Annotated in this window: 12 protein-coding genes; 5 read left to right on the plus strand and 7 right to left on the minus strand. The window is 39.0% G+C overall.

All coding sequences use genetic code 11. The annotated features are described in order from the left end of the window. Positions 1 to 162 precede the first annotated feature (162 nt). Both K0B81_00370 and K0B81_00375 read left to right on the plus strand, forming a co-directional pair. Positions 163 to 2,262 (plus strand): T9SS type A sorting domain-containing protein, encoded by a 2,100-nt coding sequence (locus K0B81_00370; protein ID MBW6515052.1) that lies wholly within the window; start codon positions 163 to 165, stop codon positions 2,260 to 2,262. A 297-nt stretch (positions 2,263 to 2,559) separates the two neighbouring features. Next, positions 2,560 to 4,611 carry a fibronectin type III domain-containing protein gene (locus tag K0B81_00375; GenBank protein ID MBW6515053.1) on the plus strand — a complete coding sequence of 684 codons (2,052 nt, stop codon included), beginning with the start codon at positions 2,560 to 2,562 and terminating at the stop codon, positions 4,609 to 4,611. A 325-nt stretch (positions 4,612 to 4,936) separates the two neighbouring features. On the opposite strand, the gene K0B81_00380 is transcribed toward K0B81_00375, so the two are convergent. The 7 genes from K0B81_00380 to K0B81_00410 all read right to left on the minus strand — a co-directional run bounded on the left by K0B81_00380 (position 4,937) and on the right by K0B81_00410 (position 10,996). Then, on the minus strand, positions 4,937 to 5,920 hold the full coding sequence (locus K0B81_00380) for a DUF3326 domain-containing protein (GenBank protein ID MBW6515054.1): 984 nt from the start codon (positions 5,918 to 5,920) through the stop codon (positions 4,937 to 4,939). A 594-nt stretch (positions 5,921 to 6,514) separates the two neighbouring features. After that, the gene (locus K0B81_00385; protein ID MBW6515055.1) at positions 6,515 to 6,967 is read right to left on the minus strand and encodes a hypothetical protein; all 453 of its coding nucleotides are present in this window, start codon (positions 6,965 to 6,967) and stop codon (positions 6,515 to 6,517) included. Positions 6,968 to 7,133: 166 nt separating this feature from the next. Further along, positions 7,134 to 8,231 carry a 2Fe-2S iron-sulfur cluster binding domain-containing protein gene (locus tag K0B81_00390; GenBank protein ID MBW6515056.1) on the minus strand — a complete coding sequence of 366 codons (1,098 nt, stop codon included), beginning with the start codon at positions 8,229 to 8,231 and terminating at the stop codon, positions 7,134 to 7,136. Between the two features lie 26 nt (positions 8,232 to 8,257). After that, positions 8,258 to 8,845: an NADH:ubiquinone reductase (Na(+)-transporting) subunit E gene (locus K0B81_00395; protein ID MBW6515057.1), complete on the minus strand. Its 588-nt coding sequence runs from the start codon at positions 8,843 to 8,845 to the stop codon at positions 8,258 to 8,260. A gap of 11 nt (positions 8,846 to 8,856) precedes the next feature. Then, positions 8,857 to 9,453, minus strand: coding sequence for an NADH:ubiquinone reductase (Na(+)-transporting) subunit D (locus K0B81_00400; protein ID MBW6515058.1), 597 nt, complete (start codon positions 9,451 to 9,453; stop codon positions 8,857 to 8,859). Continuing rightward, a complete protein-coding gene (locus K0B81_00405) occupies positions 9,446 to 10,078 on the minus strand; it encodes an FMN-binding protein (protein ID MBW6515059.1) in 633 nt (210 codons plus the stop codon). The genes K0B81_00400 and K0B81_00405 overlap by 8 nt, the downstream gene beginning before the upstream one ends. Positions 10,079 to 10,081: 3 nt before the next feature. Then, a complete protein-coding gene (locus K0B81_00410) occupies positions 10,082 to 10,996 on the minus strand; it encodes an RnfABCDGE type electron transport complex subunit D (GenBank protein ID MBW6515060.1) in 915 nt (304 codons plus the stop codon). Between the two features lie 274 nt (positions 10,997 to 11,270). On the opposite strand from K0B81_00410, the gene K0B81_00415 reads away from it, so the two are divergent. From K0B81_00415 to purL, 3 genes are all read left to right on the plus strand, one after another. Then, positions 11,271 to 12,374, plus strand: coding sequence for a peptidoglycan DD-metalloendopeptidase family protein (locus K0B81_00415; protein MBW6515061.1), 1,104 nt, complete (start codon positions 11,271 to 11,273; stop codon positions 12,372 to 12,374). 89 nt (positions 12,375 to 12,463) lie between these two features. Next, entirely contained in the window at positions 12,464 to 13,636 is a 1,173-nt protein-coding gene (locus K0B81_00420; protein MBW6515062.1) for a Sua5/YciO/YrdC/YwlC family protein, read from the plus strand. After that, positions 13,633 to 15,840, plus strand: a complete 2,208-nt coding sequence (gene purL / locus K0B81_00425; GenBank protein ID MBW6515063.1) for a phosphoribosylformylglycinamidine synthase subunit PurL — start codon at positions 13,633 to 13,635, stop codon at positions 15,838 to 15,840. The genes K0B81_00420 and purL overlap by 4 nt, the downstream gene beginning before the upstream one ends. Positions 15,841 to 16,047 lie beyond the last annotated feature (207 nt).

The raw sequence follows: 16,047 nt of genomic DNA on the forward strand, positions 1-16,047 counted from the left end.
TTCTCTAGAATAGTAATGTTTGTCTTTTGGTTGGAATATCAGTTAATTTCATTGAGTTTCGATTAACAAGCATTTACTATATGCACATGATTTGGAAACAAGAATCATGGATGCCAAGTAAAAAAATAGGCTAGTTTAGCTTAAATAAATGAAGGAGGTTTTATGAAGAAGTATCTAATCCTATTTTGGATTATAGCTCTGGCTTCATCACTGTTAGCAACGCAGATATATGTAGTCGGAGAAGTATTCACGGCAACGTGGTGCGGATTCTGTCCTGTAGCGCGGTCGGCGTTGCGTCAGATGTACGAACAGAGTGATGAATTTGAGTTTTTAATTCCCCTATTATGGCAACAAGATGGTCCTTATCCTAGTCCTAATTATTCCCCAAGAACTGGATTATATGGAGTAAGCGGTATTCCTCATGGTCAGTGGGGAGGTTATTTAACTTATATTGGTGGTGGCGATGCTACTTATCCTAATTATGTTCAAAGATATAACCAAGTAGTAATCAATCAGAGTCCCATAGAGCTTGATCTCGACTTCGAAGTTACTGATCAAAATCAGTTGGTCATAACAGCTAATGCTGAGATGCTGGCTGGTATAACAACTACAAATAACAAGATTCTGTTTATTGTCTCTTATAATCTTGATGCCGAACAACCGGGAGATTATTTTGCTTCGGTTATCAGATATAATGAACAAACTTTCCCTCTAACCTCTGCTGGTCAAACAGGTGTGTATAACCATACCTTCAATATCGATACATGGTGGGATTTGGCAAAAGCACATGCAATTGTAATTATCCAAACATTTGATGGCAATAAGGTAATTCACCAAGCAGCAAGTGTTAGACTTTCTGAGCTAGTTGCACCGGCAAATCTGGTAGGGTATACCGGTAATAGTCAGGCAACACTATCATGGGATGCTCCCGATACTGCGTTGGATATTCTTGGTTATAATATTTATCGTGATGATGCTGTAATTAATGACCAACCACATGGAGAGACATCTTATATTGATACAGGTCTGGAGAACGAAGTAACTTATTCTTACTATATTACAGCAGTATATGATGAAGCAGAATCAGGACCTTCTAATATAGTAGCCGTTACCCCCTTTGATGGAGAACCGGGTCTGATTCAAATAGGTTCAGGCACAGCTATAAATGGTACTACAGCAGCTGCGCCGATCAATATCTATTACAGAAGCCAGAGAGGTCAGATGGTTTATACCGCTGACGAGATCAATTTAGCTGGATTTCAGGGTGAAGGTGAGTTGACTCACATCGGTTTTTATGTCCATGCAGCTCCGATTCATGCCCTACCATCTTTCCATATCAGGATCAAACACACTGCTGCTATTGACGCCGGTTCTCACGATAATGGACCGTTTGAAATGACTCAGGTGATAGCATCTTATGCTCCAACACCAGGTGGTTGGGATATAATCGAATTAACCGAACCTTTTCAATGGAACGGAGTAGATAATATCTTGATCGATACGGCATTTGATCTGGTTCCTAACTGGAATGCTTCCGGACAGCAAAGGGTCTTTAATATTCCGAATGGTTATAGATATTCCTGGAGTGATACTGTAAGCCAGGTAGATGTAGTAACTGCAAATGTAGTTGGTTATAAACCGCAGATCAGACTTCAGTTTATCGGTGAAGAACCGCCTCCTGAACTACCGGCTCCACAAAATCTGGTTGCCGAAGCAGGAGACGGTGTTGTTGATCTCTTATGGGATGTACCAGAGTATTCTGAAGAGGTACTGCTTTTAGGTTATCATGTTTACCGTGATGGTTCACAATTGGCTATCGGTATAATTGAACAGAACGAATATGCAGATACAGATGTTGAGAATGGAATAACCTACAGTTATTATGTGACTGCCGTATATGTTGAAGGAGAATCTGAACCATCCAACAGTGTAGAAGCAACACCGGAAGAGGAGACTGATGTTAGTGATGACACTCTGAACCCGTTAGTAACAATGCTTAGAACTAACTATCCTAATCCATTCAATCCGGAAACCACTATTCAATTCTCGCTGCAGGAAGCAGGTGAGGTGACTATCGAGATATTCAACATCTCAGGTCAAAAAATCAGAACTCTGGTCAATGGCAACTTTGAGAGTGGTTATCATAACGTTATTTGGAACGGTAGAGATGATTCAGGTCTGAATGTTGGCAGTGGTATATACTTCTATAGAATGGTTTCAGGCAAATATGTCTCCTCAAGGAAGATGATATTGCTAAAATAATCTAAGAACAATTAGACTGCAAACTATTGTCAAAATATCAAGGCAGGTGAATCGAAGTTTTCACCTGTCTTTTTTTTTACTAATGAGAGCAGTTAAAAAAAAGTTTGACAATAAATGCGAACATTGATTATTTCTGACTAAAATTTAATGATGTGTTTTTTATTGTCAGATAGGAAGTTTCATAGAGTTTGAATGACCTGACATTTATTGAATGTTATGATTCTCGAGGATCTTAACTTATTGTCAAAGCTATAAAAATAGTAGGTAAATTCAGTTTGAATAATTGCAGGAGGTTTTATGAAGAAGTATCTGATCCTATTTTGGATTATGGCTCTGGCTGCATCTCTGTTAGCAACGCAGATATATGTAGTCGGAGAAGTATTCACGGCAACGTGGTGCGTATATTGTCCTGCAGCGCGGTCGGCGTTGCGTCAGATGTACGAACAGAGTGATGAATTTGAGTTTTTAATTCCCCTATTATGGCAACAAGATGGTCCTTATCCTAGTCCTAATTATTCCCCAAGAACTGGATTATATGGAGTAAGCGGTATTCCTCATGGTCAGTGGGGAGGTTATTTAACTTATCTTGGTGGTGGGGCCGCCACTTATTCCAATTATGTTCAAAGGTATAACCAAGTAGTAATCAATCAGAGTCCCATAGAGCTTGATCTCGACTTCGAAGTTACTGATCAAAATCAGTTGGTCATAACAGCTAATGCTGAGATGTTGGCTGGTATAACAACTACTAATAACAAGATTCTGTTTATTGTCTCTTATAATCTTGATGCCGAACAACCTGGAGATTATTTTGCTTCGGTTATCAGATATAATGAACAAACTTTTCCTTTAACCTCTGTCGGTCAGACAGGAGAGTATAACCATACTTTCAATATCGATACATGGTGGGATCTGGCAAAGGCACACGCAATAGTAATTATCCAGACTTTCGATGGAAACAAAGTCATTCATCAAGCAGCCAGCATGAGACTATATGATGCTATCCCCCCAAAATATCTGGTAGGATATCCCGGAAATAGTCAGGTGACATTATCATGGAATGATCCTAATTCATCATGGAATGTTCTTGGCTATAACATTTATCGTAATAATGTTATTATTAATGACCAACCGTATGTTGAGACCTTTTATATTGATATGGGGTTGGTAAATAATGTAACATATACATATTATGTTACAGCAGTATATGATGAAGCAGAATCAGGACCCTCTAATACTATTATAGCTGCTCCTTTTGATGGAGAACCGGGTTTATTGCAGATAGGTTCCGGTATGTCAGTCAATGCAAATAATCAAGCAGCACCGATCAATATCTATTACAGAAGTCAGCGTGGACAGATGGTTTATACTGCCGAAGATATCAATCTGGCTGGATTTCAAGGTATAGGGGACTTAACAAGTATTGGCTTTTATGTACATGCTGCTCCAATCTATGCTCTACCCTCTTTTAATATTAGAATTAAACATACTGATGCTGTGAATGCCAGTTCTCACGATAATGGACCGTTTGAAATGACTCAGGTCATAGCTTCTTATACTCCAACACCAGGTGGTTGGGATATGATTGAATTAAATGAACCATTTCGCTGGAACGGAGTAGATAATATCTTGATTGATACAGCATTTGCTCTTGTTCCTAACTGGAATGCTTCCGGACAGCAAAGGGTCTTTAACATTCCGAATGGTTATAGATATTCCTGGAGTGATACTGTAAGTCAGGTAGATGTAGTAACTGCAAATGTAGTTGGTTATAAACCGCAGATAAGGCTACAGTTTATAGGACTTGAGTTACCTTCACCTGAAAATCTTGTCGCAGAAGCAGGAGACGGAATAGTAAATCTTTCGTGGGATGAACCTGACTTTTCAGGAGCAGTAAACCTCTTAGGGTATCATACCTACCGTGATGGTACACTTATGACTATCGGTATAGTTGAAGGTAATGAATTCTCTGATACAGATGTTGTGAATGGAACAATATATACATATTATGTTACTGCCGTATATTTAGAAGGGGAGTCTGATCCATCTAATATTGTTGAAGCTTTACCATTTATACAAGAAATAGCTGCACCAAATCTTGAGATAGAAATTGCAGAAGGATATGTTTTTATTAACTGGCAAGCTATAGCAGGAGCAAACTCATACTATGTGTATTCATCTAATGATCCTTATGCTGATGAGTGGGAAGAAATAGCTATTGTTGAAGAACCCGGATATTCAGAAATAGCAGCAGAAGAGAAAAAGTTTTATTTGGTTATAGCGACTACAACAGCAATACGATTTTTAAGAGATAGTTTCCCTATTGATTCCCCCCATAGAGAGAGTAGATGAAGAAAGTGATATAAACACTATAACACTTGATCTTAAATTGTTGTCAACCTGAGTTTTCTGCCGATAACTTCTTGTTTTCCTGCAGCAGAATGTATCGAGGAATAAGGTATTCTATCCGACTTATTGATCAATTCACCCTTCGATACAATTGACTACGTCAATCACTCAGGGTGACAGTGGTGTGGAACGTGCAAAACACCGAATTACTCAGGGTGGTAAGGTGCGGAAAATTATGAAATTCCCAATGCAATTCCGGTGACAATGTTATAAGTTATTTCACTTTATCAATTATGGATTTCTTCTAAGTAGAGGACAAATCATACTACTATGATAGGTTTTTTACTTTTGTTGGTGCTATGGGTCGTCTGATCGAGGAGGGTTGAACGCCGGCTTTCATACACATGATCAGACCTGCTGCCTCGAGATAGTTTTCCACATAGATAAACTTTTCCTGTTCAGGGATATCTAGACAACTTCTGTTCTCTCTGACCACTATTACCGGAATGCCGGCAGCCAAACAAGCTCTATGAGGTCGTCCAAAGCAGCCGTAGGGCGAAACCATGACATCTACATCTTTAACACTCATACCACGTTCTTTACTTATTCTGGGTGCTCTATGCAATCCTTTCAAGATACAATGAATAAAGTTTTCTGTTATGATCTCGACAGCCATGCGAGGATCTACGACCTCTTTGTGCCCTTCTAAGGCATAGTCAACGGGACCATGAGCGACAGGTTTGCCAATTGCCTCTGCTATTAGTTTGGAAGCAACCGCTTCAACACCACCGACAGGATTGACACCTCCATGTTCGAAATAGTGTTCAAGTGTCTCTCTATCGATGGTTATAGGAGTTGCAATAGCCAGAGCATCAAAGTCGTACCCTTTTACCTGAGCTACTAGTTCCTGCCAGTTTTCAACTTCACCGGTAGCTATGCCATCTTTCATTTGGGCGATCATGCGAAGAGGTTTATTTAGTTCAAGTATCTCTGCATCAATTCCCAGAGATGTACGAGCAGCGGAAACAGCATTGATTGACTGATAATCAGCTTTATTGACTACTACTAAAACCCGATTGGACATAACTTTTTGCAGAAAGACCTTCCCCTCCAAAAAGAGATCAAGCTGGCTTCCTTCAACATAAAGACTGTTGGGGGGCATTTCGTTTATATCCGAAGCATTGACGACATTCGGGTGTAGAATAAGATTATCACAACATGCTCCCAAAAGACGAGCTGCCGGTGCAGCATCACCACAATGACCACCGATCTCACAACCTATACCGGTTGGCACAATCATCACTATATTCATAAAAGATCTCCTTTGCTTGTTTCATAGTGAGATTCAGTAGAGAGCTTTAAACTGTCAAGAATAACATAGTGATGAGGAAGCAAATTAGTCATGAGATATGAGCGATGTAGTTATTTGTACTCAGGAGCGAGAAGCGAGTCTATCGGGAGGATAGCTTCGAAGAAGAAATTACCACGAAGACACAAAAGACAGGGAGATAAGATTGAAAACAGCAAAGTAAGTAATCTCCTAAAGACTCTGCATGTAATCTTTATACCATGAATAGTAGATACAACAAGTCTGGTAACTAATTTAAGAATAAATTATACTACCGGTTTGATAATGCGTTGTAGGGGCAATTCACGAATTGCCCCCCATGCACCAACTATTTAAGAAAGACAGGTATGACTGAGCAAACAGAGAGGATTTTGGCTATAAAAGAGAAACACTCATCATTCATAAAAAAAAGGCAATTCCTGAATTGCCCCTACATAGATATGAAGTCTGGTTCTGTCTATGATTAAACATATCTGTTTAATTGACTAAAAAGTTAAAAAAGAAAACAAAAGATTAATGATGAAAAGACTAATAGATTGATTATGGCTACAGTAAAGTTCAGAAGATCGCCTTAACGAGGATCTCCGGTTCTAAGCGGTGAGTTGCCCCTTTTCCTTCGAAGAAACCGTGGTTGCGGATCATAGAGATATTAAGGGGAGTCCAGCAAACCTTGAGGTCATTTTGCATGTTATGAAGGGTTATAGATCCTTTGGCAATTAAACCTCTATCCATAAAAGGAGAGACGATCTTTCCCCTTTCTGTGAGATAGTGTACTTTATATATATCATCGATAACTGCCTCTTCATCGTTATTCATCAGAGCTAAGTCGGTGAAGTATTGCATACGGTCAGCAATATCTTCTTTGGTTATATTGAGGGATTTGAGCTTTTCCATATCTTCGTTTATAATATCATGATAATGACGATTATCCTCTCCCAGAAAACCGTCGAGTGTAATAACACCCGGCTTGAGTCTCTCTTGAATTGTTTTTTCATTTGGTGTTTGTTTCATAAGATCTCCTTTTTCAATACCTGAATATCTCTTCAACTACCGGTTTACTATTTATCAAACATAACAATTAAGGTCATTGAGTAACAGCATAAGATGAATAACATTCATTTTGATATCTTCTTTTAAACGAATAGGTTACGCCGTTTAAAAAAAGAGGTGGTAATAATTAACCGAAGCTGTCGTAATAGACGTTTTCGATACCTAATTCTTTCATTTTCTTCTCTGTGGAAGCAATGAGTGCTGGGCTACCGCAGAGATAACCTTCAGTATTTTTGGGATCTCTGATATGTTTGTCCAACAGGGGAGGGATATATCCCGATTCTCCCTTCCAGTCCGGACTCTTTTCCGGTTGTGAAATAACAGGAATAAAAGTGAAATCCGCCATCTTCTTCTCATATTCTTTCATTTCATCCACCAAGAAGAGGTCTTCAGTAGTTCTAGCTCCAAAAAAGTAAACTATATGCTGCTTGCTTTCCTTTTTATAGAGATCTTCAATAATACCCTTGAAAGGAGCCATACCAGAACCACCGGCAACGAAGATCATATCAGTGTCAGTATCCCGAATAAAGAAATCTCCATAAGGTCCGGTTAAATAAAGTTCATCATCTTTCTTTAAATAATCGTGTACGAAAGTAGTCATTATCCCGTCTGGAACTCGGCGAATGATCAGTTCAACAACATTGTTGTTTTCCGGACAATTAGCCATAGAATAGGCACGACTGACAACCTGTTTTGATTTGGCATATTTTTTTGATTCTAATTGAATATACTGTCCCGCTTTGAAATCTATCTTGGCCGGCTCAATTAATTTAATAACAAGACCTTTCGTATCATAGGTATAATCTATGATTGTCTCTACAACCCCTTTGAATTTTCTGATCGAGAAGAGGGCTTCAGGAATAGAGATGATGATATCCTCTTTTACTTTGACCTGACAGGATAGACGTACTCCGTTCTTTAATTCATCCGCATCCAGATAGGGACGTTCGGTTGGTAGTAGCGGTCCGCCACCCTCTTTAACCTTGACTTTGCAAAGACCACAGGTGCCTCTTCCACCGCAGGCAGAGGGGATAAAGACGTTGTTTTCTGCCAGTGAGTTCAAAAGGGAACTTCCTCCTTTAACGGTTAGCTTTTTCTTGCCGTTGATATCGATCTGGCAGTCTCCGTAATTAGCGAGAAAATAGTCGGCTATGACGAGGAGTAAGGCAAGAAAACCACCGATACCGGCAAAGATCACGACATTGTTTATGATTAAGCTAAGCATTTATCCTCTACTCCGCAAAGACAGTATCATTGAATTATCGCCACACCGGAGAATCCGATAAAGGCAAGTGCCATAATACCTGTAATAATGAGACTAATAGCAGCATTATTCATGCCTTGGGGTAAATACTTCTCTTTTAAACGATTTCTGATCCCGGCTAAAGCAAGGATAGCGAGTAACCATCCTATACCGCTGCCGGCTCCATAAAGAACCGCTTGAATAAAGGAGTATTGACGAATGATCATGAAGAGAGAAACACCGAGTATAGCGCAGTTGACTGTGATCAAAGGGAGAAAGATCCCAAGTGTATAGTAAAGTACCGGTGAGAATCTTTCGATTATGAGCTCGGTAAGTTGCACAAAGGCAGCAATTACGATAATAAAAATTATGTACTGCAGATAAATCAGATCCATTGGCACAAGTATATAGTGGTAAACGATATAGTTAATTGCCGAAGTAAGGGTCAAAACAAAGAAAACTGCCATACCAAGTCCAGCAGAAGATTCAATCTCTTTCGAAACCGAAAGATAAGAACACATACCGAGAAAATTGGTCAGAAGAATATTACTGGTGAAGATAGCAGCCATAAAGATGACCAGCGGGTTTATATCCATAATGATTCTCCTTAGGCAGGTTTCTTATAATAACGGTAATTAATAAACCAGATCAGTAAGCCAAGAACAAAGAAGGCACTCGGAGCCATCACCATTATTGACCAAGAGACCCACCAATCACCCAGTATCTGTAAACCAAAGATCGAGCCGAAGCCCATCAGCTCTCTAACCAAAGCGATAAGAAGCAAGACCAGAGTATATCCGGCACCGGCAGCTACTCCGTCAATGAGGGAATTAAAGGGATTGTTCTTCTGGGCAAAAGCTTCAGCACGCCCCATTATGATACAATTGGTAATAATCAAGCCGACATAAGGTCCGAGAGCACGACTCATGTCAGGGTAATACGCTTTCAGGAAAATATCTACCATGATCACATAAGAGGCGATGATCAGTGTTTGCACCATCATTCTTACCCGCCGCGGGGTATAATCTCTGATTATCGAGATAGTGAAGCTGGAGAGTGCTAAAGTGAAAATAACACCCAACCCCATGACCAGACTATTGAGCATGAGATTAGTTACAGCCAGTGCAGAACAGATACCGAGAATCTGTCGCCAGATAGCATTGTCATTCAATGCACCGTTGATAAAGATCTCTTTCTTATTCATAAGATATTTCCAGTAATTGACTGATTTGCCTTAGATTACGATAGATCATTGATACTACTGCCTGGCTGGAAGCCGTTGCTCCCGTTATCTGATTAACCTCCCTTCTCTCTGTCGGTTCGTTCTCTGATACCAATCTGAACTCGATGATCCGATTTTCAATAATAAACTCCTTATCAGCAAACTGATTTTGAAAACTCTCTTCTGTGATCCTGCCACCTAAGCCGGGAGTTTCATTCTGATCAAGAATATGAAAAGCGATGATCTCATTAAAATCGTTATTGACAGCCAATAGAGCAGATATACCGCCCCAGAGACCGGTGCCTGATATCGGGAAGCAATATCCCAAAGTTAAGGTATCTGCTTGAGCTATGTAATAGAAAAGCTGAGCGGTTTCTTGTTCTATTATATATCTTTCATAAGATTCTTGAATATCATCGAGTGGGAGATCGAAGAGAGCAAGGATAGCAGATCTCAGTCTTAACTCACGCTGCTCTTGAATGCGTTCTGTGGTGCTATGATAAAATACAGCCAATATGCTCCCGAAAAAGAGAGCGACAATGATCATAAAGATGATCGGGTATACTCGTGTTTCCGAAAAACTCTTTTTCTCTTTTTTCTCAGCCATAAATTATCCCTTTTCTTTGACGGGAGCTTTCTTAGATGTCAATCCATATTCTATGATAGGCATAAAAGAGTTAGCCAAAAGCAGGGCAAACATAAAACCTTCACTCCAGAGTGAAAATTTACGGATAAAGACAGTCAGGAAACCGATCAAGAGTCCAAAGATCCAGATGGCATATTTATTCTTGGGCATAGAGACAGGATCGGTGACCATAAAGACCGTGCCGAAAAGTATGCCGCCACTAAAGAGATATTGTAGAGGGTTAACTCCAAAATTGAAGATGATCGTAAACAGTAAAAAACTGAGAAATGTAGAGAGCATTGCCTGCCATTTGGCTGTTTTAGTCAGCAATAAATATATACCGGCAAGGATGATCAGCAGGGCTGAAGTTTCGCCGATAGAGCCTGGGATCATTCCCGTAAATATTTGAGGTAAACTGAATACCTTGTCTGTAACTAAGGGGGTAGCTGAAGTGATGTTATCAAGATTAGAATAAGCAGCAAAACCACCCGGTAAAGAGGTAAAAGGGGTAACCCATCTGACAGTCATATAATTGGCGAAGGTTACATAAAGGAAAGTTCTGCCGACGATAGCAGGGTTAAAAAGATTCATGCCGAAACCACCGAAGATCATTTTGCCGAAAACTATTGCTACGATCCCGCCTACTGCTGCCATCCATAATGGAATAGTGGGTGGTAAGATGAGACCGAGAAGAGTTCCGGTGACAAAGACCGCAGAAGTTACTTTACCGTTCGGTTTATTGCGGACAAAGACGTATTCACTCAGGAAAGCAGCGAGATTGGTAGTTATTACGACTGCTAAGACCCGCCAACCAAAAAGAAAGACAGAATATAATGTGATAGGAATTAAGGCATAAAGAACCCTGAACATAACAGGTTGTTTCAATATCTGCACTTTCATATTCCGTCTCCAGCTCCAATATTGTAAGTTCAAACTTTGTAACAGGATATGTATATCCGAACCTTTCGTTAGTTGTCAATCTTTTTGTAGAATATCAACTGAATTTGCGGGTTTGTTGGTTTTGCTGATCTAAGATGTCACCATAAGAATGATTTAGCATAATTGCTTAATTATAAAACATTTGCTACCAAGTCAGCATCTTTCTTCTTGACAATTATGCTATTATTCTAAACAAAATCATAGCAATAAATAATTGAAACTAAGCAGGGATCTAATGATAAAGAGATTTATAGTCATAATTGTCTTAATGAGTCTGATTTTTTCTTTATTGGCTCAGGGTTTGGATCTCAAAATTAAGCGGTTAGAGTATATACAACAACAGATAGATCAGAAAAGAAATGAGATAGAGAGGACTCAGGAAGAGATAGATCATTTGAGTCGTGACAAAGAGAATTACGAGCAACAATATCAAACAACTCAAAGGAAGTTGGATAATTTATCAGCTCAAGAAAGAGAGCTAAGTAGAGAACTACAAGCTTCTCGAAGAAGAATGGAGCAATCTGAGTCTAAGTTAAACGAAACCCGCGAATTATGGGAGAAACAGATCTACTATTTCTACTTAACTCATCAAAAAAATGGTCATTCTAAGGATAACATTGTTGATAGGCAGTACTTTCCGATAATGATCAACCAAACGAAAGAAGTTATTGATGAAAATAGTGATCTCTTGGCACATATAAAACAAAATGTAGAACAGACTCAAAGATCACAGAAGAGAGTACAGACAGAAAGAAATCGGGAAAATCAGACAGTAAGTGGTTATAGAAATGAGATCAGTAATTTGAATAATCAAATAGTAATTTTGGAACAACAAGAGCAGGAAATAAATAGAGAATTTCAAGAGCTATTACAGAGCCGGCAGAGCTTAGAGAATCTCATAACTCATTTCCAGTCTGAGCAGTTAGATACGCAATTCAGTTATCAATTTACCACCAGCAAACTTCTTTGGCCTGTCAAAGGAAAGGTAATAAACAATTTCGGAGAGATTCGTGACGAATATTACAATGTAATACTGCTTAACAATGGTATAGATATTGAGGTTGATAAACCACTGGAGGTTAAAGCTGTAGATTTTGGAGTAGTAGTCTTTGCTGAATTATTCAGAAATTATGGCAGATTAGTTATTATTGATCACCATAATGGTTACTTTTCTTTATATGCCAATAACGGAAATCTTTTAGTAGCAAAAGATGATGTAGTATCTTTAGGGCAACCAATAGCCATAACAGGAAGGAAGAATAATTCTGACAGCTACATGCTTCATTTCGAATTGAGGAGAGAAAGAACTCCTGTAGATCCTCTAACATATTTAGAGTAATATAAATACTTTTCAATTGTTTTTTTGTTTACACATAAGCAGCTTTTGAATTTATGCTGCTGATAAAACAGGCAAGTCGGTGACATCAAATGGATATGTATCATGACAATACTCGTAAAGAACTGGTAGAAGTAGCAGAAAAGTACAAAGATCTGAGTTTTTCTTTTCTGCACCATACCGGTTATATGTACGGTATTGGTTGCAAAGCAGATGATAAGAATACTATTGAGAGAATAAAGCAATACAAAGAACGCCCTGATAATAAGGGTTTTATAGTGCTTTTACCCAGTGTTTCAGCTCTTTCTTTGACCGATGGAGAAAGAGAGGTCAGAATTCCGGGCAATAATTTTAAACCGATTCAATTAAAGATAGATCTTAAATCACTTTTCTTATTAGAGCAATATCAACCTGGTAATTTAACCCTTTGCCTGCAAGTTATTGATAGTAAAGATTATGAACATTTAATGCTAAATGGTAAATTAGCTATCCGAGTGCCAGAAAGTCAGTATCTTCGCTATTTTATCAGATTGCTTAACAGACCGGTTGTCAGCACAAGTGTTAATAGACCGGGAGAAGAGCCGTTAAAGAACTTTAAAGTTATCCGCAAATTAGATTGGTTTGATTTTGCTATCCTCTCTTCTAAAGATATGAAACATAGATCAGCTCCTTCAACAATAGTTGAATCGGATAATAACAATTTGACCTGCCACAGAGAAGGATTTATACCTTTTAAAGAAGTGGAGGAGTCTTATCATAAACCGTTGGTACTCTTTGTCTGTACCGGGAATATTTGTCGCAGTCCTTTAGCCGAGTATTATGCTCGCCATATTTTTAAACAAAGAGGGTTGTCTTTCCGAACTGCATCTGCTGGTTTTATTCCCGTTACCGTAGCAATTTCATCTCACTCTTTTTCTGTATTAAATAATGATGGTATTCATGCCGGAGAGCATTATTCTCAACATTTACATGAGGATCTGATTCGTAAAGCTTGGCTCATTCTCACAATGGAAAAAGATCATCGTAACCTGATACTAAAGGCATATCCTGCCTGTAAACATAAGGTTTTCACACTATCCGGTTTCTGCGGTTCTAAAGGTGATGTGGAAGACCCTTTCAGACAGGATATGGAAAAATATGTCAATACCTACCAGTTAATCAAGAAATATATAGATATATTAGCGGATAAGCTTATTTTACGAAGCAAGAAGTTAGTTACCCTGTATGAATTAGCAAAAATAAAACCTGAAGATGTGGAGATATGAACGAACCTCAAATCACTCCTGAATTGATCAAATCGCATGGTATTAATCAAGAAGAATACAAACTGATCCTGCAAAAGATCGGCAGAGAACCTACTTTTACTGAATTAGGGATTATTTCGGTAATGTGGTCAGAACACGCCAGTTACAAGAATTCCATTCAATATTTAAAGAAACTGCCTCGAGAAGGTAAACATCTGATGACCAAGACCGGTGAAGAGAATGCCGGAGTTATTGATATCGGAAATGGTTTAGGAGTTTCTTTCAAAATTGAGAGCCATAATCATCCTTCCGCTTTAGAACCATATCATGGTGCTGCTACAGGAGTAGGGGGGATCTTGAGAGACATTTTTACTATGGGTGCTCGTCCTATAGCTGTTTTAGATTCTCTTCGTTTTGGTAATATAAACAATCCGCAGGTAAAGTATCTTCTCAAAGGGGTTGTCTCTGGTATAGCTGATTATGGTAATTGTTTTGGGGTACCGACAGTAGGCGGAGAAATCTATTTTGAAGATTCTTATGAAGGTAATCCACTCGTTAATGCTATGGCAATAGGGATCCTTAAGCATAGTAATTTGATGAAGGCAAGTGCCAAAGGGGTCGGTAATTATGTCGTCTATGTCGGTTCAGATACAGGCAGGGACGGTATTCATGGTGCTACTTTTGCCTCCGTGGAATTAACTGAAGAATCCGAAGAGAGTCGAACTGCAGTACAGGTTGGAGACCCTTTCATGGAGAAATTGCTCCTTGAAGCGACATTAGAAGTCATAGAACTCGGGTTAGTGGAGAGTATTCAGGATATGGGTGCTGCCGGGTTGACCTGTTCGTCAAGTGAAATGGCTGGTAAGGCGGGTACAGGGATTGAATTGGAAATCTCTTTAGTACCTCGTCGGGAAGAGGGAATGACCCCTTATGAAGTAATGCTCTCCGAATCACAGGAAAGGATGCTTCTCATAGTTAAACCGGAGAAATTTGCTAAAGTAGAACAAGTTTTTCAGAAATGGGATCTACATGCCGTTAAGGTTGGTGTAGTCACTTCAGACGGGATGTTGCGTGTCAAAGAGCATGGTGATATTAAAGCAGAATTGCCTGCTAAAATGCTTGTATTAGGAGGCGATGCCCCAGTATATAATAGAGAAACTAAATATCCCGCTTATTTAGAACAAGTTAATAAATTCCATGAAGATGAGATTGAAATACCACAGGATCTGAACAATGCAATGAAGAAACTCATCTCATCTCCCAATATCTGCTCCAAGAGAGATATTTACAGACAATATGACTATATGGTGCAGATCAATACGGTAGTGGAGCCCGGTTCTGATGCTGCAGTAGTCAGAATAAAAGAGACCGGACAGGGAATAGCTGCCACAGTTGATTGTAACGGGAAATATTGTTATTTAAATCCTTATGAAGGGGCAAAGGGAGCAGTAGCAGAAGCAGCCCGAAATATTGTCTGTTCCGGTGCCAGACCACTTGCTATCACTAATTGTTTAAACTTTGGTAATCCCTATAAACAGGAGATGTATTGGACTTTTACTGAAGTTATCAGAGGGATGAGTGATGCTTGTTTAGTTTTTGAAACTCCGGTTACGGGTGGGAATGTCTCTTTCTATAATGAAAATCCGAAAGGTGCCGTCTATCCAACTCCAACAATAGGTATGATCGGACTGCTTGATGATTATCACAATGCTATCAAGTGCGGTTTTCAGGATGAAGGGGATCTCATTATACTTTTGGGAGATAATTGTCGTCATTTAGGTGGTACGGAATATCTGAAGGTCTGTCATGATCTCATTCGGGGCAATCCCCCCTCTGTTGATCTGGAAAAAGAAAAACTCCTGTATAAGACATTTCTGGAATTAGCAAGTTTGAAGGTCATCAAATCTGCTCATGACTGTTCTGATGGCGGTTTAGCAATAGCTATAGCCGAATCATGTTTTAATGCAGAAAAACTATTAGGTGCAGAAATAAAAATGAATTTTAAGTTCCGTCCCGATGCTGAACTATTTGGTGAGGAACATTCCAGAATAATTTGCTCGATCTCTCCTGTTAGTCTGGATACATTAAAAAGCATTTGTGAAAAGAACGGTTTTCCTTATCAGATCATTGGCACTGTTGGCGGCGGTAATTTAGTCATCAATGATCTGATCAATGTCGAAATTCTGGAACTAAAGAAAGAATGGGAAAACGCACTTTGTCTATAATTGCTAAGCTAAAATAGTTAATAAAAAACTCATAAAGATAATATATAGTGAGAATTAGTATCAATTTTCATCCTGAGTGTCCTTCACCAAAATGGAAAACTCTGCTCAATGAGGCAATCCGTTTTGGTGAAGGATGTATCGAAGGATGGATAGTGCATAAACAAGTTTTACATACATCTACCCTTCGATACAACACTTGGTTAGTAA

The sequence above is a fragment of the Candidatus Cloacimonadota bacterium genome (genome assembly GCA_019429305.1).
Classification (GTDB): domain Bacteria; phylum Cloacimonadota; class Cloacimonadia; order Cloacimonadales; family JAJBBL01; genus JAHYIR01.